This is a genomic window from Bacillus sp. DHT2 (assembly GCF_026241455.1).
GTDB classification, from domain to species: Bacteria; Bacillota; Bacilli; order Bacillales; family Bacillaceae_G; genus Bacillus_A; species Bacillus_A pseudomycoides.
Map to the genome: position 1 here is coordinate 766,588 of NZ_JAPHWH010000001.1, position 24,846 is coordinate 791,433.

Sequence of the window (24,846 nt, forward strand, 5' to 3'; positions counted from 1 at the left end):
CTGATTACAAATATAATTTTTCTTTTTCTCATCTTCAAACACTCTCTAAAACATTAACACCTCTTGAAGTGCTTGAAATTGAAAGCCTATATAAAGAAAAATTAGGCACGCGTAAGTTTGGATACAATTCAAACTTAATAGTTAAACTACAAAAACCTCTTGAGTACGTGACTCAAGAGGCTTTCTTTTACTTATTCTTAAATTTTTCCTTCGCCGCTCTCATTTTCACATTCAAATCATGATCAATGGAGTCACGAATATCACGCTCTACTGCTTCCATTTCTTTTTGGAAGTTTTGTAAGTAAACCTGCAATTCTTCTTCTTTTTCAGGACGCTGTGATGGCGGTAGCTGAGCCACTAGTGACAGCATATCCGTTAAATCTTTCATTAAGAAAGTTTCAAGTTTGTGTTGTTGTTCAAACATGCGATGTTCTTGGTAATACGGAAGTGCGTTTAATACGGCAATTGTAATTTCATCGACTGTTCTTTGTAGTGACGGATTGATTGCGCGTTTATACGCTTGAATTGTATTTAATGCATCTGGATAACGGTCATAAAAATACAATTTATAAAACGATAAATCTGTTGGCTTAGATGATTGTTGTGATTCTTGTCGTAAAAAATCTTTTACTTTCATCGCTGCTACATCGATATCTTCATTCGTCACTTTTTTCGTTGTTTTTGCCATAGCGTGTACCTTTTTCTGTTTATCTTTCGGTAACATAGAGAAAACTTGTTCTCTTGTACGTTGATCCGCCGCACAGAAAAGAGTATTCAATGTTTGTTTTTCTTTTTTCCCCTCTGTACGAATCCAGCGATAAAAAAGCGGATTCTGCGTAAATTCTTGTAAGAACGGTGTTGATTTATTTGATAATTTTTCAATTGATTCATTCGCTCGTTTATACGGTTTCGCCCATGATAAATAAAATTTCCGGCCGAAATACACAAGCAAGACAACAATTGTAAATCCTACTAAAAGCAATACTCCAATTAGTATTAAAACTAATTTAAAGAAGCCCATTTTTTCACCTCCTCTAACGATTCTTTATTTCTTTGGACGCTGAATGAGCTTCTGCTTCATTTCATCATTAAATGTGTCGAGTTCAATAACAAATTTTTTACTAGATTCAATAATACGCTCTGATGATTTCTCAGATGCTTCAATAGCTGCAAACACATTTTGGAATGATTCGCGTAGCTTATCCATGCTGATTGCTGGGTTTTCAAGTAACTGTGTTGTTTCTTCTGTATTCTGTTTTAATGCTTGTGAGTTACTTAACACCATTGATTCAATTGCTTCGTTTGTCGCATTCACTGCATCAATCGTCTTACGTTGATTTGTTAATGCCAGCTGAATCGCTGCTGAAACAGTAACTACGTTTTGCGTCATTGTAATCGCATTACGAATTGCTTCTGTCAACTTTTCATTATTCTTCTTAATAATGTCTACAGATGCAATAGACTGCAGTAATACACTTTTCGCTTGCTGCATGTTACGCGTACGTACAAGAATTTTTTCTAACGCATCATTGATTAATGGAATATCCTTTTGACGATCTGGATTTTGCTTTTCTACTTCAAGCATGCCAGCGAGCTTTCGTCCTAAATATACTTGTTTATCAAGCGCATGAATTTTATCATGTGATTGCTCTTTTAACATTTCTAAACCAACTGTATCCTCTTGTAAGTTGTCACGCCCAATAAGCAACGCTCGTATGATTTCTTCAATTTGTTTATCTATAGATTGATATTTATGCACATACGTTTCAAGTGGGTTTTTCTTGAAAACCTTAAACATAAACTTCTTCATTCCCGATGCTTTCATTGAATTGGGATCGAGTTCTGATACCACTTTACGTAATTCTAACAACGTATTTGGAATTTCTTCATTCTTTCCATTCATCATTGCAGTAACAGGACGTTTTAGTGCTGATAATGTTTGCCCTGCTGCTTGCTGCTCTTTATCTCCTAAATCTCCCAGCTGGGATAATACTTTTGAAAGGTCAGTATTTTGTTCACTATTTAACTTTTGTACATATAAATCAGCTTCTTTATTCAGTTCAACAAGCTCTTCATCTTTAATAACTGTATCAACAACTACTTGCATATTATCTTTTACTACTGATACATGTTCTTTTTTCTCTAATTCAGTCACAAAATCGCTCCTTTATTTATATGTGCGAATTTATTTGCACTATATTTCATCTAATATATCGTATTCAACATGTATGATACTTGTTTAAAATCGATTTTTAATAAACTCCTGCTTATGCAGTCATTCCCTGTTTCTTATCCTAAGTATACCTGTTTCGTACATTATTTTCCTCAGACTTAAGACCTAGAAGGCTACGTGCGGAAGACGGATTCTTCACATGTTATACAGTTTATTACTTAGCAATTCGGCCCTCAATTTCATTTTGTCTACCTTTCCGTTCGGCTTCTTCGGTAAACGTGATAGTACAGTCCAATTTCTTGGCTGCTTATATGCTATTAGTTTTTGACGGCACTCTTTCTGAATATCTACTAATTCTCGAGAAACTTCCTTAACGATAACAGCCCGTATAATTTCCCCGCGATTCTCATCTTTTTCCGAAAACACTACTGCTTCTATAACCCCGGTGATTCCAAGTAATACATCCTCTATTTCACCAGCATACACAAAACTCCCAGCAGCTTTTATAACATCTCGGTCTCTACCTACTAAAACAATTTTTCCATCTTCTCTTTGGAAACCAATATCATGTGATGTTACCCAATCTTCTATGAAAGTTGCTTTTGTTTGCTTTTCATTTTCAATATATCCTTCAAAAGCCTGACCAGATCGAACAAATAATTTCCCAAAGTTTTCTTTATTAGTTACTATTCGTTCTTTTTTCTCATTAAAAAAGGCAATCTCTACATCTGGGAATGGTATCCCGACTGTTTCAGGTGCAGTTCTTGCATCTTCCGGTGTTAACAGTGAGGCATAGCCCATTTCTGATGATCCGTAATATTCATACAAAAATGATTTAGGAAAACATTCTTCAAATTTTTGTCTTTGTATAGGCGATAATTTTGTCCCAACTGAAATCATACACCTCGGAATCATTTCCTGCACACTTCGTTTTTGCTTTGCATGGCGAATTAAAAGTTCAATTAAAGCTGGTGTGATAGAAGCACACGATCCTTTCGCTTTTAAAAAGGCTTCTGGTGTGAACTTAGATAATAAAACAATCTCAGATCCTATAGCTAATGCCTGAAGTGCCGGATATAGCTGGGCTGAATAAGATAAATGTAGCGGAACTACTACACGATCGCTTTCAATTAGTGAAAATGCCTTACTCCACCCTTCAAAACTACTAGTCCATGATTGATGACTTTTAACAAACCCTTTCGATGTACCTGTTGAACCTGAAGTATAACCAAAGAAGTATAACTCATCCTTACTATTCACATGTCTAAGAGGAAATGGGATGGTATTAGGCTCCATTGTTTGACATAAAGTCTCTTTGGATGTGATAATCCAATTAGGCTCCGTACTACTTATAATTGTTTGCCATTCAATTTCGGTAACGTCTGGATGAACCGGCATTATAATTCCACCAATTTTTGAAACCGCAAGTGCATCTTGAATCCATTCCATACAATTTTCTAACTTGATAATAAAAATATGCCCTGGTATCGCTCCGTCTTGCATAAGAGCTGATGCGCGATTTGAAACACATTGCACCAACTCTTTGTAAGTCCAACTATTATGTTGTTCCGAAAGCACAACGCGATCAGGATATTTTTGTGCCTGCTCATAGAAATAAGAATGTATTCGCATTTTTTATTAAATCTCCTTGTTTGTTATGGCTATATTTTTTATTTTTTTCGTGCTACAAACGCTCCTTTTTGAAAGGCTAGTAATACAGTTTCAAACGTATCGTCTTCTTCAATCATCTGAATAAATTCTGCTAACTCTTCTGCATGCGAAGTCGCATTATCAATGACAAGAAATCCTTGTGGTTCTAATATGCGTTTTATATTTTCCCACCACCACATATATTGCGTACGCTCTGAATCTAGAAAAATAAAATCAAATGAACGATTTACTTGTACATCTAGAAACGCTCCTGCTTCTTGATTATGAATATCAATCCGATATCTAAGATTTGCCTTTTCAAAATTCATAAGTGCCTCTGCAACCCTTTCTGAAGAAAGCTCAACAGTTGTAACATTTCCTTTTGTTTCTTCAGCCGCATTTGCCAGCCATAATGTTGAATATCCATTTGAAGTACCAATTTCTAAAATTTTTTGTGCACTACACCCTTTTATTAAAATAGATAAAAATTGTCCCATCTCACGAGAAACATTTCTTAACTTTTCTTCTCGCTTTTCTTTTTTGCTATCATGCTCTTCCCCATACTTTTCAAGTTCTAGCAACAATAATTCTAATGAATTCATACTATTCATCGCCTTTCTAACAAATTTAATGATTAAAAATTGATGAGAAAGTTGATTATGTTTGTCTACTTTTCATTATATGCGAAACGAAAATCTTTTTCCTGTTATAAAACAAAGAATTGAAATTTTTTGTAGCATATTGTTTCATTTTTTGGTAAAGTTAATTTCTACGTGTAATTATTCCATTCACATTATTTTACAATCAAAATGCAATCATAAAATCATTTTTAATCGGTATTTCACATTAAAAAAGCGCCCTTTTCGGACGCATTTTCTTTTGTTTATAACTGTATGTAAGAAAGGATGCTTTGAACATGAACGTGATTAATTTAGAAGCTGCTAGAAAACGTAAGCAGTACAAAAAGCAAATGATAACTATACCGATTATTAAACGTATTTACGAAGAGGACGGAGAAATTAAGTGCGAGGTATTAGGCGAAAAGGATGTTCCTCTTGAAATGTTAGAGAAGTAAATTACATGATCTTAAATCGAAGACGCATCTCTCTTGAGATGCGTCTTTTTCATTCTATACATTCTGATTTAAATGAATAAGCTTTTCTGGATTCATCATCATATAAATAGATGCGATTTTCTTTTCTTGAAACTCAAACGAAAGCACATACGTAGCGCGATTATTTATATTTACAATAATACCTGGTGTACCATTTACCATTCTAAATGCAATGGAATGTCCTTCTGGTAACTTTTTGGTAATCCCTAAGAATAAGCGAACAATCCTTTCAGGTGTGTAAACTGGTTTAAGAGCCGTTGTAACCTTTCCACCACCATCGGATTTAAATATTGCATCTGTTTTTAAGATTCCTAACATTTCCTGTACGTCTCCTCGCTGCAAAGATGCAACGAATTGTTCTACATATGCAGCCATTTTCTTTGTACTTAATTTTGAGGCTTTCGGTTTATCTATTATACTTTTTCTGGCCCGATGAAAGATTTGTCGACAGTTCACACTACTCTTCTCGACAATTGATGCGATTTCATCATAATCATAGCCAAAGACTTCTCGTAATATAAACACCGCTCGTTCAACTTCAGATAACTGTTGTAAAAGCAAAAGATACGCTGTAGAAATAGACTCCTTCATTATATATGTCATTGAGGGATCATCATTTTCTTCAACAAGTGGTTCAGGTAACCACATGCCAACATAAACATTTCGTTTATGTGCCGTTGAACGTAATTTATCGATTGCACGATTCATAACCATCTTACACAAATACGCTTTTACATTATCAACAGACTCTAGCTCTTCTATTTGACTTAATGCAAGAAATGTATCATGAACAATATCTTCAGCATCCATAACACTCCCGAGCATACGATAGGCTAAAGAAAACAATAAAGGTTTATATGCTTGATACAATTGTTCCATTTCCACACTAACATGACCCTCTTTCAATTTGTGACTTTACTTTGTTCTAAAATTTGTAGTGCTGCTCGTTTACCGCTAGCAACCGCAGCGTCAGCTAATAATTCATCATGCCCAGTCCCATCTCCTGCAACATATATCCCTGGCATTTCAGGAACCCTAGGCCCTGGATTTTCAGTACGGCCAATATGAGGAAAATCATAGACAACTGTTATTTTAGGTAAATATTGCTTTTCAACTAACTCCTGTTGCCATTTCGGATGTAATAAATCCATTGTATGTTCTAACAAAGTTTTATCATCATTAAAATTACTAGTCTGTAATGCATGATTATGATATTTTATCAATCCCACTACTACCGTTCCATCGTCACTCAGCTTAGCGGCTCTCGATTGATTCGTAAAAAACAAAGGTTGATCTAATCCTAAGGCAAATTGATATGATGGATTGGGTAATTTTCTTAGGCCAAGATCTAAGGAAGCTACTGTAACTGGCACTGATTGTTCTTCCCATATACGCAGCATAGTGTCTCTTGCACCTTTTACAATTTCACAAGCCTCTTTTGGTGGTATAGTAATAACAACCGTAGGGACTTCAAAGAATTCGTCACCAGAACAACGAATTCTTTGAATATGACCACAGTGCTCAATTTCAACTACATTTTTGCTCTCTAAAAAATGAACTCCAGCATTTGTAGCATCTTCTCTTAACTTTGTTATGATTGTCTCCCATCCGCCATCTACATAAAAGACTCCTTCTTTCATTGATCGTTGTATTTGTTTTAGTACAGAAGATGCTAACTGTATTGTCCGAGCATATGTGTAAGTTGATGTTCGGCATAATGCATAAAACATATTTCTTACCATGGGATCTTTAATTTCTTTTTCTGTCCATACACTCAGACTCATTTTAGGAATTGTATTTAAATCTAATTTCCCTAGCTTTAACATCAGATGAGAAAATTGTATTTTAGCCGCCCATGAAAGTAATGGTGTAGATAAGATTGATCGAAAATCTGTCGGTATTGTATACACATCATTTTTCCATATACCATGCGCGCTAGTTGAAGGTATGTCTCCTGGAATGTTAATTCCAAGTTCCTCAAAAGTTGATAGTGCTTCTCCCCCGCGATATAAAGCGTGCGCCCCAAGATTCATAAGGACTCCGTTTTTATTCGTTGTTATTGCTCTTCCACCAAAGCGACTTGATTTCTCTAATACAACAACTTTTTTACCTTCCCTAGCTAAATAAATCGAAGCTGTTAATCCAGCAAGTCCCCCGCCTATAATTGCCACATTAAAGTTCTCCATATATATTCCCTCCTTATTGTTCTACACACAAGACGGATGAAGAAAGAGGAATGTGACATCTTTTAAGATTTATTTTTCCTTCAAAAACAAAAAGATCCTTTATCACATACTAAAGGATCTTTTTGTTTACATAATATAATTACCAACTACTTGTATGAGAGGTAGTCTTTAGTGGCACTGGATTCCAACTTTGTTGTATTGTTTGCCATGATTTAACCGTTCCATCTTTACTTTTAATAAATGCTTTAAATTCTATATTTCTTTCAGCTGGCAACACAACATTTCCTCTCCAATCATTACTATGAGAATCATAATATAATTGAATTGGATACTGTTTTGTGTCCCAACTTCCTAATTCCGCACGATTCCCAGTAATATAAACAGTATCTCCTATTGTTGTAGGAACATTTTTTACTACAATCGTTTGCATAACAGGGGTTACACCTAATAAATCTTTAAATTTCCCCATTAATGAATTGTTATACATTACATCTTGATAACGAAGTAACGTAAATCCAGCAAAATTATAATTGAAAGCCATTTCTGCAACTCTTTTATACTCTTCTTCATTTCCGATACTTAAAGCATTTTCACCGTTTAATACAATTCCCTTTTCATTGGCTAATGTTGCAATATTTTGTACCAATGTTTTTGGCATTGAATATTCCGGATAACTACCTTTATCTGTCATTTCTAAGCAAGTAAATGTTACATCTAGCTTTGCACTTTTGAAAGCATCAAGTAAATGGCTATAATCATTATACCCTGCAGGCTTTTCAGCTCCATGAGGTATTGTTGGGTTATTATATTGCCAATGTACGCCTGCAATTTTTGCACCAATTGGTACTTGGAAAGTTGTGTCAAATGCGTTATGTGCTAATTCACCAATTAATTTTGTATGATTTTCCAAGATGCCCTGATACCATTCTAAATAGTCTTTTCCATACATAGAAAGATATCCATTCATTAAGAATTGTTCCCCATCGCTTGGTGGTAAAATTGCTAACTCTGAAATCAGTTTCGTGCCCCATGCTTTATTCACTTCATTTAGAGAACCATATTTATTTAATACCCATAAACGAAATTTAGATTTTGCAAACTCTGTATACGCTTGAAACTTTCCACGTGAGGGATATCCTGTCCCATCGGAAGTTGTATATGAAGGATATCTTAGTTCACCAGCTGGTCCTCCAGATAAATATATTTTTGCAATTACATCTTTATACGGTTTCATAGCTGCTGCGAATGCTGTATATAGTTCACCATATTCCTTTCGAATTACATCTGAAGCAAGTGGATTTAATGTTTCTTTATTGACAGTTCCTGTTTCAGACTTAAAATAAAGGCTATCATCGGATTTTTGATTCCAAACCCATGAAGGAATTGGTACATTGCAATCATCCCCAACATTTCCACCGCACTGATGTGTGGAAATAATAGGAATCATTTTCATACCTGCATTTTTTACCGATTGAGCAAAGCGCTGTGCGTATGAAAAATCAAATTGCTGATCTCCGTTCTTTTCCATATCCCCCCACCAAAAATCAACTGTAATAGCATAAAAACCATTTTGTTTTGCCCATCGTAAATCATTTTCAAATGTCTCCCAATTTGTTACTTCCGGTATCTTTTTTAATGGCGCCATTAAATATGCTTTGTAATCTGGATTCATTCCTTTTCCATTTACAGCTGCCGAACTCGCTTGCGGAATTAATAATGATACAAATAACATCACTACAGACAAAATGACAATACAACAATATTGAAACTGATTTTTCATTGCTTCTCTCCCCTTTAATTTACAAATTTCATGTATTCGCTTTCATTATAAACGGAAAGACGCAATCGTTTGCATGTAATAATGCATAATATTAAAATAAACAAGCTAGATTAGTCTACTTGTTTATTTTAATATCCAGATGCATACTATCTACTTTCATATACAAATATCATTTCTTATTTTACTGAACTTGTTATACTACTTTTTTCATATTTTATTAAAATATCATAAAACCCTTTTACCAAGAATGATTAAATCCCTTTCAACCCCATCTAATTCTGCAACGTTAGGCAGATGCGCCCATTTTTCAAAATCAAAACAAGAAAATAGTTGAAGACTAGCTTTATTATGAGCAAATATAAATGCTAGTAATGTTTTAATCTGGAGCTTTGGACAAGTATCTAACACTTTATGTAGTATATGTTTACCTATCCCCCTACCTCTATACATTTGATGAATGTATATACTTATTTCAGCTGTTCCATTATAAGCAGGTCGACCGTAAAAGGATTGGAAACTAACCCATCCGCATATCTCATCTTGAGATTCTATTACCCATAGAGGTCTAAAAGAAGGTGAATGCTCATTAAACCATTGTTCTCTACTCGTAACAGTGACAGGTTCTGTATCAGCAGTTACCATTCTACTTGAAATAGTTGAATTATATATATCTACTATACTAGATAAATCTTCAATTTGGGCATCTCTAATCTTAATATCTTCTTTCATAAACAACTCACACTCCTCAGTTAATATTCTATTTTTTCATATATTAACTGAATTCATACATATAATTCAAACATGAATTGTATAAATCTAATATTTTTTATCCTTTTATAACTTTCAAAAACATTATTAATTTACTACCTTATTTTTATATTAATAATATTTTATCCAGAATATTAGGTATGTACGGGTCATATTTATTTTCCAAAGAATTAATCAAAATTCCTCTGTAATTTACAAAATAACTAGGTATAAATACCTAGTTATTTTGTGTTTAAATGAAATACCAACTTCATCTTTTCTCTAATTTTTTTGTGAATCTATCATATTGCATCCGAAAAAGTTCAATGACAACCGGAAGATCCTCTTCGCTTTTTATATGATAACTAATCCATCCTGATTCAGGTAATACATGATGGGGCTGCGCTAACCCTTGGTTAACCAATTCATCCCGTTTTAATTTTGGAAATGGAAGATCAGCTAATGTATCTCCATGAAGATGACCTAACTCTTTCTTTTTATAATTTAATTCAATACCACCAAATCGATGTGGTTTTTCAGAAACCCCTTCCCAGCTCAGCACTTCTTTTCTAATCATTTCACTATATGACATGGCCATTCACTCCTTTATCATTCTGAATGTAAGAATACGATACCTTTTTTCTTTAAACGTTACATCACTCAAAGGTATCAATGTATTTACGAAAATAGTTTGATATTTGCAAGGTAAATGAAACTCATGCTTTTTCAAAAAAACCATCATTTATTCGCTCTAATTCTATTTTATATTTGATTCAAACATACATTCATTGTATACGAATAGGTACAATCAATACTGCACACTAAAATAACTAGACTCATATCCTAATTCGTATACTTAATCCTATTTCAAAACAGAAAGGCAGGAAGAATAAATGACTTCTTATATAGATTACACCTCTCCCTCTGTCCGTTTCACTCATGATCTAAGTACGAGTAATTTTTTTAAAAAAGATGAGCAAAATTATATAAATGTACTGGGAATTAAACAATTAAATACATTAGACAATACATCGTTATTAGATATTTTTTTAAGCACTGGTAACGTCGTTGAACCTCATGTACATCAAAATGCAGCTGAACTTGTTTACTGTATTTCTGGAGCAGCTATTGTTTCATTACTTAACCCGTTTACGAATCAAATTCTTAATCTCCCTATTAAACCAGGGCAAGTTGCCAACGTACCCCAAGGTTGGTGGCATTATGAAATTGCCTCTGTAGACAATACACATTTATTAGCAATTTTTAACGCTCCTACACCAGAAGTTATATTTGGTTCAGATATTTTAAGGCTGACACCCTCAAATGTAATGGCTCATACCTATTGTCTTGATGAACAAGAGTGGAAGGAAGCAATATCTCCTATTCAATCAACTACTGTAATTGGACCTCCGGCAAACTGCACTCAAAATCGAAATACTATGTACAATACACTACCTCAAAACCCAACCTATCCCAAGCAGCCACCTTCATACTACCAACAACAGTTTCCATTTCATCCATATTGGGGGTATTAATAGAAGGAGTTATCATTAAATTTTATAAATATATGAAAATTCCAAAGCTATTCTTTATCCAGTAAATTAGAGTTTAAGTATCTTTCACTTAAGACCCTATAGAAATTACATTGAATTTTACTTGAGTTAATAAGCTGAAAAATGAGTTCTAAAAAGATGTTTACTTACTCTGTAAACATCTTTTTAGAACTGTAAAAATCTTGTATGTACGAATCATATTTTCATCTTGTTTCATTACCTTAAACTACCGTAACGATTACTAGAGTTTTCACATATACTATTTATATATCAAACTGGAGGTGATGGTATCATGAATAAAGAGTACGATTCTAACAAAGATTCTTCTAACAATAAAGATATCCGCACTTCATCTTCACAATCTTCCAATTACCAATCATCACAAAACCTATATCGCCAAGGATATGTAAAGAAAAAAGGATGTAATTGCGGTAAAAACAAATAGAATTTTTCACTTTATTCAGAATTGTATTTACTGTGTAATATATACACATCAAAAAAGAGCATCCATAACAGATGCTCTTTCTCTTATAAAATAAGTAAATGATTATTCATTTTGAAAGAACATTTATATAGAAAATCTGCCGTTTTTTTACTTTTCCACTGTAAGAGTAGATATGTCCGTTATTGTTTAAATAAACTTCTATATCCTCAGCAAACATCTTTTACATCCTCTTCTTCAATAACTCCCTTTTTATTTTCAGCCAATTTCTTCAAGTAATCAACGAATTTATTAATTATTTCCACTGCCATCATCCTTTCAATTCAAATGTCCATTTTGTTCAATAAAATAGAGTACCCGCCATTAGGTACTCTTTTGCGAAAGGAGTATGGAGCTCCAAGTATCATCTCAATTATGATAACTCGTCCCACACTTCATAATATGCTTGTCTCATTAAGTTGTTTACTAGTCCATTGTGTAATTTCTATATAACAAAGAAAATAAGGTATAATCATTTTCTATCTCCAGCATAGCTTCATACATTGGTTTATCATATCCAACGCCTTTTGCATAAACTAAAGATTTAATAAATGCCTTAATGACCCTCTTACTCTCAGGAGATAACTTACTATTGCTTATAAATTCAACTTGTGACCTAACTATCTTTCAATTCTTTATCCAAAAAAGCAATACACGCCTTTTCAACAGATGAATAAAAACCAACTGGCTTGAATCCGTATTTTGGTTCTTCGCCTTCTTTTGTTTTTTTGTACTTCTGATGTTTGCAATCACAAAAAAATGCGGTTTCTCAAATACAAGAAACCGCATTACATCAACATTTAAATTTAAATTTTAAACTGACTCGTATACAGTCCATAATAGAACCCTTGACTTTCAATTAAAGATTCATGATTGCCCCTCTCAATAATTTCTCCATCTTGAATAACCAAAATTTGATCCGCTTTTTCAATTGTTTTTAATCGATGGGCAATTACAAAGCTTGTGCGTCCCTTCATCAAATTGTTTAATCCAGATTGAATTTGGAGTTCTGTTCTTGTATCAATGTTTGATGTTGCTTCATCAAGAACTAAAATATCTGCATCTGCTTGCAATTGCTCTCGCAATTGCAAGCAGTTGCTTTTGCCCCTGACTTAAATTCGATCCTTCTGAAGCAATCTCTGTTTCATATTGATTTGGTAAATGTTTAATAAAGAAATGTGCAGAGGCTGCTTTTGCTGCAGCAATAACTTCTTCATTACTTGCATCTAGCCGTCCATAACGGATATTATCCATAATTGTACCAGCAAAAAGATATGTATCTTGCAAGACGACTCCTATTTTACTTCGTAAGGAGCTAATATCGTAATCTTTTATATCTTTTCCATCAATCTTAATTTGGCCCTTATGAATATCATAAAAGCGTGTTAATAAATTAATGACTGTTGTTTTTCCTGATCCAGTGGGGCCAACAAGTGCAATCGTTTCTCCTGGATGCGCATGTAAGTTTACATCTTTTAAAATTTCTTTTTCTTTCGTATATCCAAATGATACATGTTCGAAAGAAACATTTCCTTTTAGATTCTGAACAACAATTGCATCTTTTTTGTTTTGAATTTCTGGAACTTCATCCATAATTTCAAAAACTCGCTCTCCCCCAGCAACTGCAGCTTGAATTGTATTCATAAGCGTTGCAAACTGACTAAGTGGTCTTGAGAATTGACGAGAATAGTTAATAAAAGCTGCGATGACACCAACTGTTGTCATACCATTTAAAACCATAATAGCACCTGCTAAGATAACAAGTCCCATCCCTAAGTTGTTAATAAAGTTCATACTTGGGAAGATAAACGCTGAAAATGTATCAGCTTTTGTAGCAGAAATTCTAAGTTGTTCATTAATCGCATGAAATTTATTTACTGTTTCTTTTTCTTTTCCGTACAACGTAATAACATCTGCACCTGTAATCGCTTCTTCAATAAAACCGTTCAATTCTCCTAAATCTTTTTGGCGCTTCGCAAAGTTTTCACCACTATATGCAACCAATTTTTTTGTTACAAAAAACATGATGGGTACTGTAATGAGTGTCACAATTGCTAAAATCCAATCTAGTGAAAACATTGCAATCGTCACACCAACAAATGTTAAAGCAGACGAAATGATTTGCACGACACTTTGTGTTAACGCTTGGTTTAAACTATCGATATCATTTGTAACGCGACTCATTAAATCTCCCTGTGAACGAACATCAAAGAAACGAAGAGAAAGCGTTTGGATTTTTTCAAAAATATCTTGCCTTATTTTTTGTATCGTTTTTAATGCAACATTAACCATTAAGTATGTTTGCAGCCACGTTAATAATACCGTAACGCCATAAATCCCAATGAGCAGCATACACATTCTTGCTGTCCCATTTAAATCTCTTGGTATAATATATTCATCAATAATAACTCCCATATAATATGGACCTAGTAAACCAAGTAATGTTGTGACAAATACAAGAACAGTAACGAACATAAGAGCTGCTTTTTGATAACCCATATAGTTCCAAATCCTCATTACAGTTCCTTGTGTATCTTTTGGTTTTCCTGATTTGGAATTGCTACGTCCACCTTTATTTCCGAACTGTCCTTGAAAATTACGCATGCTCTTCCCCCCTTTCTTGATGCAAACTACCACCTTGGGAAAGATATATATCTTGATACACTTCACATGTTTCTATTAAATATTCGTGCGTCCCACTTCCAACTAACTCACCATGATCTAAAACTAGAATTTGATCAGCATCTATAACAGATGATATTTTTGAGGCAATTAAAAATGTTGTCGTTTCTGTGTGTTCTTCTTTCAATGCTGTTTGTATAATTCCCTCTGCTTTTGCATCAACTGCAGATGTAGAATCATCTAACACAAGGATAGATGGCTTTCGAACAAGTGCCCTTGCGATAGAAAGACGCTGTTTTTGACCACCAGAAAGGTTCGTTGCGCCTTGCGTTAAGTTATACTGATATGTATTTTCAAGCTTATTAATAAACTCCGTCGCACAAGCTGCCCCTGATGCAGATTCTATTTCACCTTGCGTTGCTTCTTCTTTACCATATCGCATATTTTCTTCAATACTCCCTGAAAACAGCAATGCCTTTTGTAGAACAAATCCGATTGAAGAGCGAAGCACCTGTAAATCGTATTCTTTGACATCGACACCATCAACAAAAATCGCACCTTGATCAACATCATATAAACGTGGAAGTAATTTAACTAAAGTAGATTTCCCACTTCCTGTAGGACCAATAATCCCTATTTTTTCACCTTTTCTTGCGGTAAATGAAATATCTTTTAAAACATATTCATTATTTTTACTGTAACTGTAACTTACATGCTTAAATTCAACATTTCCCTTTACTTCCTCCGGCTGATACACATTTTTTTCATTTTCAATATCAACATTAGTTTCTAGTACTTGTTGCACACGATCAGCGGATGGGAAAGCACGCGCAATTTGAATAAATACCATACTGATGGACATAAGTGACATTAATATCATATTCAAATAGTTAATAAATGCCAAAATCGCTCCAACTTGTAGTGTACCATTAAAAATTTTCACGCCACCTATCCATAAGGTAGCTACAATACCACCATTTACAACGAGCATGATGATCGGCATCATTAATGAAATGATTTGTACTGCACGAATATTAATGCCCGTTAAGTTTTTATTTACTTTTTCAAACTGAGAAATTTCATGATTCTGTCTTACATAAGCCTTTACAACGCGAACACCAGATAGATTTTCTTGTAGTTTTGTATTCACTTTATCTAGCGCTTCTTGTACCCTTCTAAAGGATCCACTTGCATTCCCAGCGATAAAAACAATTGCAACTAAAAGAATAGGGACAACAACCAGTAGAATAGAAAATAGATCTTTTGCTGTAACAAAAACAATAATGATACTGCCTATAAATAATAATGGGCCACGAACAAGAACGCGTAATGTCATCGTCATGGCTGCTTGAATGGATGTAATATCATTTGTAACAATCGTTAGTAATTTTCCAGTCCCAAATGATTCTCGATTTTCACTAGAAAACGTCTCGATTTTTGTAAAAACATCTTTTCTTATATCCGTTGCGAAGTTAACAGCCGCTTTCGTAGAATACATCATACATCCAAGCCCACCAATTAATCCTAGTGCTGCTGCTCCTATCATAAAAATTCCCATTTTAATTACATAATGAAAATCTTGATTAGCAATTCCAACATCAATAATATGTTGCATAATTGTCGGCTGAATTAAATCCATCGCAACCTCAATTACCATAAACAGTGGTCCAATAACGGCGAAGAACATGTATGGTTTTAAATACTGTAACAATTTGCGAAATGATTTCATACATTGTCTCCTTTTCTTATGAAATTGTCATTTTATAACTCAAATCCCCCTCCATTCTATTCATCTGGACATTTTCATCACTACTACAATTATGTTCTACAGATTAATATTTAACATTATTAAATGATAAGTATTAATTATACATTCGTCAATCAAAGTGCCTTAATTTGATGGAAAATAAGACTTTTATCACAAAACTTTATGGACGCTTATTTAACTCTATTTCAAGACAATAACAAAAAGCCGCATTCTTTCATAATAGAATGCGGCTAATTTTAATTATGTATGCTCAATTGTAAAATCCAAAAATTCTGTTTCAAATCCATTATCTTTTGATGGACTACAAGTATAATTTCTTAAACATTCCATAATTCACTTATCTATCATTTCCTGTAATCCAATCAAAAAGTATCTGTTAATAGTTACTTCTAGATTAAGATTCTATTTAAAATTCAGTCAAAACTGGAAATTTATATCCTTTAAAATCGATCTTTTCACCACCGCGAACCATCAAATGTTTTTTAGATTGAAACTCTTTGTGCGCTACCTCTTCAAGCCCTAACTCATCAGGGTAAAAGTAAAATTCAATCTCTGTAAATGGCTCAGATATTTCAGCACATATATCATCTAAAATCGGAAAGATTTGTGCGAAAATACCAAATAGTTTCAGTACTTGATTTTTCACTTCAAATACAATAAGCGCGTCGAGTTTCTTTGAATAATATAGTTTTTCATTCCATTTCGCATCGTACATATTAAAATAAAAAGAAGACTGATAGTTTAATGTTGAAAATTCCATTGAAAGCTGTTGAGCGTTTTCTATTATTCCCTTTATAAGTTCCATATCTTTTTCATCATAAAAGTTTAATTTTCGAAGTGAAGACGAGTGAGGTAGAGTATTATCATATGATAATGTCATCAGATATTCTTGTACGACTCGAAAACCAAATGGTTCATATAATTCCGGTTTCTCTGTAAATAATATTGCACATTCATACTTTGTATCTATTTCTTGTAATACTTTACAAAACAGCTGCTTCATCAAGCCTTTTCTCCGATATTCTGGATGTGTCATGACAGATTGAATACCAGCTGCATAAATCCGTTCTCCATTTACAAAAATCGGTAGTGAAAACATAGACACATTTGCTATTACTTGACCTTCTTGTAAATATGAAAAAGGTTTGTATGTAGTGTCCCAAAATCCATTGGCCTCAAAATTTTGTAACGTTTGAACAGGAATACGAAACACTTCTTCAAATAATTGAAATAACGGTTCCTTTTTCGATTCCTCCACAAAAAAGTTTTCAGAAAGAATAAGATTCCCCATATTGTTCCTCCATAAGTTCATTCTTATCAATGTAATTGTTTTCTATTGTGTTTAAATCAAGTAAGTCTTCTTACAACTCAACGCATCATCACAAAATATACCAAAATAAGTTAAGATTTTCAAGATAACTCCGAATACTAATCCACCTGTTTTTTCCCTTTATGATTCAGACAAGTTCTTTTCAGTAAAACTCTAAGGAATTATTTTTTTAGTATTACAACACTTTTATAATTTTTATATTTAACAGCTAACCGATATATGTCAGATAAAGTGAAACTTTAATCAGTTCGGGTCCCCCACTGATTATTAGCCCTCACCAATCAGGCTTTTACGGGCAGTTTATCTCCGACTCAATTCCTGTACTTTCGCTGAATTTTGAGGTGGGGGGTCTTACTGCCCGCGAATAGCGGGATAAAAATTATTTTATCTTACTCTTACATGTATTGTTCAATAATCACCATACTAAGTGGGAACTAATTTCATTTAAAGTGAGGGCTATTTAACCATGAAAAATTATACTACTCCTAAATGTATTATCGTTATTTTTGGTGCGACAGGTGATTTAGCAAAGCGCAAATTATTCCCGTCTCTTTTCAGGCTCTTTCGACAAGGGAAAATCTCTGAAAACTTTGCCGTTGTTGGTGTGGCAAGAAGACCATTATCTACTGAAGAATTTCGTGAAAATGTTAAACAATCTATTCACAATTTACAAGAAGAAAACATGACTCATGATACATTCGCTTCCCATTTTTATTATCATCCTTTTGATGTAACGAATTTATCTTCTTATCAGGAGCTAAAAAGTTTATTAATCACTCTAGATGGAAGGTATTTTACCGAAGGGAATCGTATGTTTTATTTAGCAATGGCCCCTGATTTTTTCGGCACAATTGCCACGAATTTAAAATCAGAAGGATTAACTTCAACAGAAGGTTGGATTCGTTTAGTGATTGAAAAGCCATTTGGACATGATTATGAATCAGCACAAGCATTAAATGATCAAATTCGCCATGCCTTCACAGAAGATGAAATTTATCGTATTGACCACTATTTAGGTAAAGAAATGGTTCAAAACATTAAAGTCATTCGATTTGCGAATGCAATTTTCGAACCCCTTTGGAATAATCAATATATAGCTAACATCCAAATTACTTCAAGTGAAACTTTAGGAGTAGAGGAGCGAGGCCGCTATTACGAAGATTCAGGTGCACTACGTGATATGGTCCAAAATCATATGTTACAAATGGTGGCACTCCTTGCAATGGAACCACCAATAAAGCTAACCGCAAATGAAATCCGAAGTGAAAAAGTCAAAGTACTACGTGCTTTACAGCCACTTTCAGAAGAAACAGTAGAACATAATTTTGTACGAGGACAGTATGGACCAGGTATGATAGACGAAGAAAAAGTAATTAGCTACCGTGAAGAGAACGCAGTAGATTCAGAATCGAACACAGAAACATTCGTTTCTGGTAAATTAATGATTGAAGACTTCAGGTGGTCAGGAGTTCCTTTCTATATTCGAACTGGGAAACGTATGCAAGAAAAATCAACTGAAATTGTCATACAATTTAAAGACTTACCAATGAATCTATATTTTAATAAGGAAAAAAAAGTTCATCCTAATTTATTGGTCATTCATATTCAACCGGAAGAAGGAATTACCCTCCATTTAAATGCGCAAAAAACCGATAGCGGTACTACTTCGACACCCATCCAATTAAGTTATTGTAATAACTGTATGGACAAAATGAATACACCTGAAGCATATCAGGTTCTTCTATACGATTGTATGCGTGGTGATTCAACTAACTTTACACATTGGGACGAAGTATGTCTTTCTTGGAAATTCGTTGATACAATCTCGAGTGTTTGGCGTAATAAACCGGCGAAACATTTTCCTAACTATGAGTCTGGGTCAATGGGCCCTAAAGAATCTGATGCTTTATTAGAAAGAGATCGCTTCCATTGGTGGCCAACGATAACCTCTCATTTGAAAGGAGAAAGTTACAATGAAAATATATGATATTACAGCACCTATATTTGAAGGGATGACTGTTTACAAAAATAAGCCTGAAAAACAACCACAATTTTCAAGAACAACAAATGCGCATGTCACGGAGTCACGTATTACATTAGACGTCCATACAGGTACACATATTGATGCACCATTACATATGATTAACGAAGGAGCAACCTTTGAAAGTATTCCATTAGAAAAATTAGTGGGACCTGTTAAAGTTTTTGATTTAACAACTGTTGAAGATGGAATTACAATAACTGATTTACAACACCTCGATATTCAAGAGAATGACTTTATCTTATTTAAAACTCGTAATTCTTTTGAAGACGAGTTTAATTATGAATTTATTTTTTTAAAAGAAGACGGTGCCCATTATCTAGCGAAGCGAAACATTAGAGGAGTTGGTATTGATGCTCTCGGGGTGGAACGTAGCCAACCAGGACACCCAACTCATAAGGCATTATTCGATGCAAATATTATCGTCATTGAAGGATTACGTTTAAAAAACGTGCCGGCAGATCAGTATTTTATGGTAGCTGCACCATTAAAACTAGTTGGAACTGATGCCTCTCCAGCACGTGTTCTTCTTTTTAAAGATATATAAATAATAAACAACCCCGTTCTTTTAAGTACGAGGTTGTTTTTATGTAGAAAACGTTTTTCAATTACATTAAGATAACGACTCATTTTTTGTCACTTTTTTCTACCGCATGTCCGCCAAATTCATTACGGAGTGCTGCAACAACTTTACCTGTAAATGTATCATTTTCTAATGAACGATACCTCATTAATAAGGACAGGGCAATAACAGGTGTCGCTGTTTGTAAATCAAGAGCCGTTTCAACTGTCCATTTTCCTTCTCCTGAAGAATGCATGATTCCTTTAATGTCATCTAACTTTGCATCCTTTGAAAATGCGTGTTCCGTTAAATCCATGAGCCATGAACGAATAACTGAACCATTATTCCATACTCTTGCTACTTTTTCATAGTCATAATCAAACCCGCTTTTCTCTAACACTTCAAATCCCTCACCAATAGCAGCCATCATACCATATTCAATCCCATTATGAACCATTTTTAAAAAATGACCACTTCCTGCTTTTCCTGCATATAAATATCCATTTTCTACAGCTGTATCTCGAAATACAGTCTCAACAGTTTTCCACGCTTCCGGGTCTCCTCCAATCATATAACAAGCACCATTACGAGCACCTTCTGTTCCACCAGACGTTCCTGCATCCATAAAATGTACACCAGCTTTTTTAAACTCATCATAACGACGAATGGATTCCTTATAATAGGAATTACCCGCTTCAATCACAATATCTCCTTGACTTAAAAGCGGTGTAATTTCATTAATAACAGTATCAACAACAGCATGTGGCACCATAATCCATAGAATTCTTGGTTTTTCGAGAGATTGAATAAGTTCAGATAGACTAGATGTACCTATAGCTCCATATTCTTTTATTTCTTTTATAGCATCTGTATTTACATCATACGCCACTACTTCATGATTCTTATCAATTAAATTTTGACCCAAATTTAATCCCATTTTCCCTAGACCGATTAACCCTATTTTCATCTTTAACTCCTCCTAAAAATACCTAAGTGAGATTCGCTAATCCTTTGTTTATCTTTCTTCATTTGAACAATCAATATTTATCCAAATTTTTTCACTACGGATATATTTTGCACGAATCAGCTCTGGTAGATGCATAGGAGTCACTTAATATTTATACTTTAACATTACAGTATAAAAAACATTACAGTTCCTACCCCGTTATTCACTAATCCCTTCTAATCTCTCCTTCGTACTTCCTTCTTCTCCTTTCAAACGTTTTTCAAATGTTTTTCTCCAACTTGCTGAAAGGGCCTCTACTCCTAAAATCCTTCGTACTCCCTCAAAGTTACGTTTTTCTTTATGCATTATATGGTTTGCAAAAGCGATTGAAATCCCTTTACGATCAGACTCAAGTTGCGTAAGAGAATCTGTTGGTGATACCCACGCCTCTTTTAGAACACGAAAATAAAATCCCGTATACCCTGTGTTTTGGAAGTAGAGTGGTAATTGCGGTATATCATACTTTTTTGCTAATTTAAAACAAGGTTGCCTTGGTTGACTTACTTGTACCACCGCTTCGCCAATTTGAAATATATCACCTATACAAACATCTTCCTCAAGCATGTCTTGCACTGTCATATTCTCTCCAAAAGCACCGTATACAAGCTTTCGATTCAATTCCTTTTCCCAATACGGATAATGGTTATAGGAATAAACACAAACTGCTTTATCTATTCCTCCATGATGGACTAAATCAGCTTGCCCATCTCCGTTAAATTTTAGTGATGATAAAAAAACAGGCTCACTTACCCGTGATTTATTAATACCCGTTTGAATTAATTTCCCACCATATGACACTTCTTTTGGCATACCTACATTAAGAGACCTCAAGTCATACGACCTTGGCATCATTCCCCACTCCTTTTACTATTTTGACAAAGCGCTTCAAAAGCTTGATTTATTATCTCAAACCCCTTATCAATTTCTTCATTCGAAATTACAAGTGGTGGTAAAAATCGAAGAACATTATCATGTATACCCGCCCCAATGCTTATAAGCCCATTTTCCCAAAACTCCTTAATTAACTGCGCTGTTAATTCTTTTGCGGGTTCTGTCGTTACATGATCGGTCACTAGCTCCATTGCACCAATTCCACCCGCAAAATCAATAAAGTTATTTCCATCTACATCTGTTATCATTGCTTCTTTTTCCGATTGTACGTACAAAGGTGTTAAATTATATACCCCTATTGGTACAGCTTATTGATATCTCTTATGAAGTTCTTGAGAATAATTACCTGGTAATGTATTAGATTTTAATGCTGGTATCATTTCATCACCTCATCTATTTTTTACAATGATTACTTTGCTGTTCTACTAATGTGAGTATAATTTCAAGATGATCATTGTTCAATTCAATTATTTATATGATAATGATAGGTAAAACCTATCATTAGAGGTGATTCCCATCGAGTTAAGACAATTAGAATACTTTGTAGCTGTTTCAAACGAATTACATTTTACAAAAGCAGCTGAAAAATTAAACATTTCACAACCTTCACTGAGTCAACAGATTCGTGCACTTGAACATGAAATTGGTATGCCTCTTTTTGATCGAATTGGCAAAAAAATCTCTTTAACAGAAGCGGGAAGAATTTTGCTTTCACATAGTAAAAAAGTCTTTCACGAAGTAGAACAAGCGTATGCTGCAATTCAAGATTTAAACGGGCTTCAGCAAGGAAAGTTAACCATTGGTGCTCTATTGACGACCGTAAACTACTTATTACCACCAGCCATTTTGAATTTTAATGAGTTATATCCCAATATTGAACTTTCCGTATTAGGTCTTCGTACTGGGGAAATTCGTGAAAAATTGTTACAAAATGAATTAGATATTGGCATTACATTTCTTCCTGTTCAAGACAAAGAAATCATATCTATTCCGCTTTATCAAAATGAACTTACTTTAGTAGTGCCAACTAATCATGAATTAACACAACACACTACTGTAACGATGGGAGTGTTACAGAAATATCCTATTATCCTTCTTCCCAAAAATTTCTTTTTAACACAGCTTATTCGTTCGCATTGTCAAAACTTTAACTTTACACCAAAACCAATTTTAGAAATAAGTACAATGGAATCATTAATTCACATGGTGTCAAAAGGAATGGGAATTACAGTGTTGCCTAAACCATATATAGACTTTCTACAGAGTAACTCTATTCAAGCTATTAAAATCAAAAATCCTACTGCAACAATAGAAATTGGAATTATTTATAGAAAGGATAAATATATGTGTGCCGCTACACGAATGTTTATTGAGCAGTTACAAAAGATTGTAGCTTCTTTTCAAAAAATAGAAATTTAAATATAAACAGAGATTTATCGTTTATAGATTCATTTCATCTGAAACAGAAAAAATCGTAATAAACGCCATTCTTTCTGTATTGGAGTGAACCCTAAGAATGAATGGATATCTCCCGTACTACAATCTTTCCTTACTCTATTGGGAGAACACATAGGTGAAACAACAAAAGTAAAGTAAACAAAGAAAAAGAGTTGATTGTCTCTGTTGAAGGATACCAACTCTTTTTGGAATTTCATTCATTTCTCACCTATAACGTATACCTTCTTTTCCCTTCCCATTTTATATGCCAATTTGATTTTTCTTAGTTGTAGCCTTCTCTTGAACAAGAAAATATATGCTCGGAAGGACGAGTAAACTAGCAATTGCACAAATTATTCCTAAGACAAAGAACGGTAAACCTTTACTTAAAGCAAAAGATGCAACACTTGAAGCAATCGTCATTCCGATATACATTGCAGAACTATTTAATGCCATAACTGTCCCTCGTATAGCTGGATTTAATTCTGAAATCAAGGCAGTGAGTGAAGCCTGACCAAACCCAATACATATACTCCAGATCATATGTGCGGTAATCGCATATTTTACATTTCCAATATATACAGAAAATAAAATCACACTTATAGAAGCAAATATACTTGCGATTGAAACCACAACTTTCTTACCTATTTTATCCGCCAATTTCCCACCAGCTACATTACCAATTACACTTCCTAAACCAGCAAAGAAAATAACAATTCCAATCTGTCCAATTGTAAACCCAAAATTTCTTCCATAATACACACCTATGTATGAGAACATACCATGTAGTCCTACAGTCCATAAAAACGTTGCTAATAACGCAAAGAAAACAGAGAAATTTGTAAATACGATTTTACAAGATCCAATCATTGCTTTGGGTGCAGAAATTGATAACTGGTTTTTCGGAATCTCTTTTTGTAACAATCGACTTGTAATTAACGTAACAATCAAAGCTAGTAATCCTATAATATAAAATGTCCATTGCCAGTTTCCTACCTCAGATAAAAACGCACCGATAGGGACACCTAATACCGTCGATCCAACCATTGCTCCCATAATCATCCCCATCGCTTTTCCTCGTGACTGGTACGGTACTTTATCTCCTACTAATGCAAATACACTTGGCATGATCATAGCTCCGGATAAACCAGTCAGTCCACGAAACAATAAGAGTATTTCAAAATGCTTCGTAAGCCCGGTACAAAATGTAGCGGCTGAAAAAATGATAAGACCTGTGACAATCATTTGCTTTCTCCCCACCTTATCAGACAATGGTCCAAAAAATGGAGCTGTTATCCCATAGCATAGTGCGTATGCTGTAATTAAAAGCCCTCCCTTTTCAGCAGGCATTCCTGTTGTCTGTGAAATCGCAGGCAATAATGGTGAAACAATTAAAGAATCTAAACCGATAAAAAACGCGATAACTGCTAAAATACGTAACATTGATTTTACTTGCAACTTGTATTCCCCTCTTTTTACTTCATATATGAAATAATCATTTAAAT

Annotated in this window: 19 protein-coding genes and 2 pseudogenes; 5 read left to right on the forward strand and 16 right to left on the reverse strand. The window is 34.1% G+C overall.

Features of this window, described 5'->3' with window-relative positions; all coding sequences use genetic code 11:
- Positions 1 to 187: 187 nt before the first annotated feature.
- From ORL93_RS04270 to ORL93_RS04285, 4 genes are all read right to left on the reverse strand, one after another.
- Positions 188 to 1,021 carry a DUF3974 domain-containing protein gene (locus tag ORL93_RS04270; protein WP_018767035.1) on the reverse strand — a complete coding sequence of 278 codons (834 nt, stop codon included), beginning with the start codon at positions 1,019 to 1,021 and terminating at the stop codon, positions 188 to 190.
- Positions 1,022 to 1,045: 24 nt separating this feature from the next.
- Positions 1,046 to 2,155, reverse strand: coding sequence for a toxic anion resistance protein (locus ORL93_RS04275; RefSeq protein WP_006094869.1), 1,110 nt, complete (start codon positions 2,153 to 2,155; stop codon positions 1,046 to 1,048).
- Between the two features lie 213 nt (positions 2,156 to 2,368).
- Positions 2,369 to 3,805 (reverse strand): class I adenylate-forming enzyme family protein, encoded by a 1,437-nt coding sequence (locus ORL93_RS04280; RefSeq protein ID WP_265958688.1) that lies wholly within the window; start codon positions 3,803 to 3,805, stop codon positions 2,369 to 2,371.
- A 38-nt stretch (positions 3,806 to 3,843) separates the two neighbouring features.
- Complete coding sequence (locus tag ORL93_RS04285) at positions 3,844 to 4,434, reverse strand: O-methyltransferase (protein WP_029426826.1); 591 nt, start codon at positions 4,432 to 4,434, stop codon at positions 3,844 to 3,846.
- Between the two features lie 305 nt (positions 4,435 to 4,739).
- On the opposite strand from ORL93_RS04285, the gene ORL93_RS04290 reads away from it, so the two are divergent.
- Complete coding sequence (locus tag ORL93_RS04290) at positions 4,740 to 4,898, forward strand: hypothetical protein (RefSeq protein WP_018767033.1); 159 nt, start codon at positions 4,740 to 4,742, stop codon at positions 4,896 to 4,898.
- A 54-nt stretch (positions 4,899 to 4,952) separates the two neighbouring features.
- Here the strand turns inward: ORL93_RS04290 and ORL93_RS04295 are convergent, their stop codons facing one another.
- From ORL93_RS04295 to ORL93_RS04315, 5 genes are all read right to left on the reverse strand, one after another.
- The gene (locus ORL93_RS04295; protein WP_265958689.1) at positions 4,953 to 5,822 is read right to left on the reverse strand and encodes a sigma-70 family RNA polymerase sigma factor; all 870 of its coding nucleotides are present in this window, start codon (positions 5,820 to 5,822) and stop codon (positions 4,953 to 4,955) included.
- A gap of 17 nt (positions 5,823 to 5,839) precedes the next feature.
- Positions 5,840 to 7,123 carry a protoporphyrinogen/coproporphyrinogen oxidase gene (locus ORL93_RS04300; protein ID WP_265958690.1) on the reverse strand — a complete coding sequence of 428 codons (1,284 nt, stop codon included), beginning with the start codon at positions 7,121 to 7,123 and terminating at the stop codon, positions 5,840 to 5,842.
- Positions 7,124 to 7,262: 139 nt separating this feature from the next.
- Positions 7,263 to 8,903 (reverse strand): beta-amylase, encoded by a 1,641-nt coding sequence (spoII, locus tag ORL93_RS04305; protein WP_018780455.1) that lies wholly within the window; start codon positions 8,901 to 8,903, stop codon positions 7,263 to 7,265.
- A gap of 225 nt (positions 8,904 to 9,128) precedes the next feature.
- Entirely contained in the window at positions 9,129 to 9,632 is a 504-nt protein-coding gene (locus tag ORL93_RS04310) for a GNAT family N-acetyltransferase (RefSeq protein ID WP_018767030.1), read from the reverse strand.
- Between the two features lie 289 nt (positions 9,633 to 9,921).
- Positions 9,922 to 10,242, reverse strand: coding sequence for a luciferase domain-containing protein (locus ORL93_RS04315; RefSeq protein WP_018767029.1), 321 nt, complete (start codon positions 10,240 to 10,242; stop codon positions 9,922 to 9,924).
- A gap of 301 nt (positions 10,243 to 10,543) precedes the next feature.
- Between ORL93_RS04315 and ORL93_RS04320 the strand changes: the two genes are divergently transcribed.
- Entirely contained in the window at positions 10,544 to 11,185 is a 642-nt protein-coding gene (locus ORL93_RS04320; protein WP_097793832.1) for a cupin domain-containing protein, read from the forward strand.
- A gap of 1,305 nt (positions 11,186 to 12,490) precedes the next feature.
- Here ORL93_RS04320 and ORL93_RS04325 read toward each other — a convergent pair.
- The 3 genes and pseudogenes from ORL93_RS04325 to ORL93_RS04335 form a co-directional block, all read right to left on the reverse strand.
- Positions 12,491 to 14,288: pseudogene (locus tag ORL93_RS04325) on the reverse strand (ABC transporter ATP-binding protein).
- Complete coding sequence (locus ORL93_RS04330; RefSeq protein ID WP_097793834.1) at positions 14,281 to 16,035, reverse strand: ABC transporter ATP-binding protein; 1,755 nt, start codon at positions 16,033 to 16,035, stop codon at positions 14,281 to 14,283. Before ORL93_RS04330 ends, ORL93_RS04325 begins: the two are co-directional and overlap by 8 nt.
- Positions 16,036 to 16,480: 445 nt before the next feature.
- The gene (locus tag ORL93_RS04335) at positions 16,481 to 17,365 is read right to left on the reverse strand and encodes a GNAT family N-acetyltransferase (protein ID WP_098161663.1); all 885 of its coding nucleotides are present in this window, start codon (positions 17,363 to 17,365) and stop codon (positions 16,481 to 16,483) included.
- Positions 17,366 to 17,870: 505 nt separating this feature from the next.
- On the opposite strand from ORL93_RS04335, the gene zwf reads away from it, so the two are divergent.
- Together zwf and ORL93_RS04345 are read left to right on the forward strand one after the other, a co-directional pair.
- Positions 17,871 to 19,391, forward strand: coding sequence for a glucose-6-phosphate dehydrogenase (zwf, locus tag ORL93_RS04340; RefSeq protein WP_097793836.1), 1,521 nt, complete (start codon positions 17,871 to 17,873; stop codon positions 19,389 to 19,391).
- Positions 19,378 to 19,992, forward strand: coding sequence for a cyclase family protein (locus ORL93_RS04345; protein WP_018767021.1), 615 nt, complete (start codon positions 19,378 to 19,380; stop codon positions 19,990 to 19,992). The genes zwf and ORL93_RS04345 overlap by 14 nt, the downstream gene beginning before the upstream one ends.
- 79 nt (positions 19,993 to 20,071) lie before the next feature.
- Here ORL93_RS04345 and gnd read toward each other — a convergent pair whose 3' ends face one another.
- The 3 genes and pseudogenes from gnd to ORL93_RS04360 form a co-directional block, all read right to left on the reverse strand.
- Entirely contained in the window at positions 20,072 to 20,974 is a 903-nt protein-coding gene (gene gnd / locus ORL93_RS04350) for a phosphogluconate dehydrogenase (NAD(+)-dependent, decarboxylating) (protein ID WP_098161664.1), read from the reverse strand.
- Between the two features lie 198 nt (positions 20,975 to 21,172).
- Entirely contained in the window at positions 21,173 to 21,862 is a 690-nt protein-coding gene (locus ORL93_RS04355; RefSeq protein WP_018780448.1) for an MOSC domain-containing protein, read from the reverse strand.
- A pseudogene (locus ORL93_RS04360) lies at positions 21,862 to 22,152 on the reverse strand (aminotransferase class III-fold pyridoxal phosphate-dependent enzyme); the annotation flags it as partial. The pseudogene ORL93_RS04360 and the gene ORL93_RS04355, both read right to left, overlap by 1 nt.
- 259 nt (positions 22,153 to 22,411) lie before the next feature.
- Here ORL93_RS04360 and ORL93_RS04365 point away from each other — a divergent pair.
- Entirely contained in the window at positions 22,412 to 23,323 is a 912-nt protein-coding gene (locus ORL93_RS04365) for a LysR family transcriptional regulator (RefSeq protein WP_097793839.1), read from the forward strand.
- 279 nt (positions 23,324 to 23,602) lie between these two features.
- On the opposite strand, the gene ORL93_RS04370 is transcribed toward ORL93_RS04365, so the two are convergent.
- Entirely contained in the window at positions 23,603 to 24,799 is a 1,197-nt protein-coding gene (locus ORL93_RS04370) for an MFS transporter (protein ID WP_098161666.1), read from the reverse strand.
- Positions 24,800 to 24,846 lie beyond the last annotated feature (47 nt).

Coding starts and splice junctions, on each gene's coding strand:
- ORL93_RS04315 (WP_018767029.1), bottom strand. CDS start 10,242: ATGTCATATAGTGAAATGATTAGAAAAGAAGTGCTGAGCTGGGAAGGG.
- ORL93_RS04270 (WP_018767035.1), bottom strand. CDS start 1,021: ATGGGCTTCTTTAAATTAGTTTTAATACTAATTGGAGTATTGCTTTTA.
- ORL93_RS04335 (WP_098161663.1), bottom strand. CDS start 17,365: ATGGGGAATCTTATTCTTTCTGAAAACTTTTTTGTGGAGGAATCGAAA.
- ORL93_RS04310 (WP_018767030.1), bottom strand. CDS start 9,632: ATGAAAGAAGATATTAAGATTAGAGATGCCCAAATTGAAGATTTATCT.
- ORL93_RS04285 (WP_029426826.1), bottom strand. CDS start 4,434: ATGAATAGTATGAATTCATTAGAATTATTGTTGCTAGAACTTGAAAAG.
- ORL93_RS04280 (WP_265958688.1), bottom strand. CDS start 3,805: ATGCGAATACATTCTTATTTCTATGAGCAGGCACAAAAATATCCTGAT.
- ORL93_RS04290 (WP_018767033.1), top strand. CDS start 4,740: ATGAACGTGATTAATTTAGAAGCTGCTAGAAAACGTAAGCAGTACAAA.
- zwf (WP_097793836.1), top strand. CDS start 17,871: ATGAAAAATTATACTACTCCTAAATGTATTATCGTTATTTTTGGTGCG.
- ORL93_RS04355 (WP_018780448.1), bottom strand. CDS start 21,862: ATGCCAAGGTCGTATGACTTGAGGTCTCTTAATGTAGGTATGCCAAAA.
- ORL93_RS04345 (WP_018767021.1), top strand. CDS start 19,378: ATGAAAATATATGATATTACAGCACCTATATTTGAAGGGATGACTGTT.
- spoII (WP_018780455.1), bottom strand. CDS start 8,903: ATGAAAAATCAGTTTCAATATTGTTGTATTGTCATTTTGTCTGTAGTG.
- ORL93_RS04300 (WP_265958690.1), bottom strand. CDS start 7,123: ATGGAGAACTTTAATGTGGCAATTATAGGCGGGGGACTTGCTGGATTA.
- ORL93_RS04320 (WP_097793832.1), top strand. CDS start 10,544: ATGACTTCTTATATAGATTACACCTCTCCCTCTGTCCGTTTCACTCAT.
- gnd (WP_098161664.1), bottom strand. CDS start 20,974: ATGAAAATAGGGTTAATCGGTCTAGGGAAAATGGGATTAAATTTGGGT.
- ORL93_RS04330 (WP_097793834.1), bottom strand. CDS start 16,035: ATGAAATCATTTCGCAAATTGTTACAGTATTTAAAACCATACATGTTC.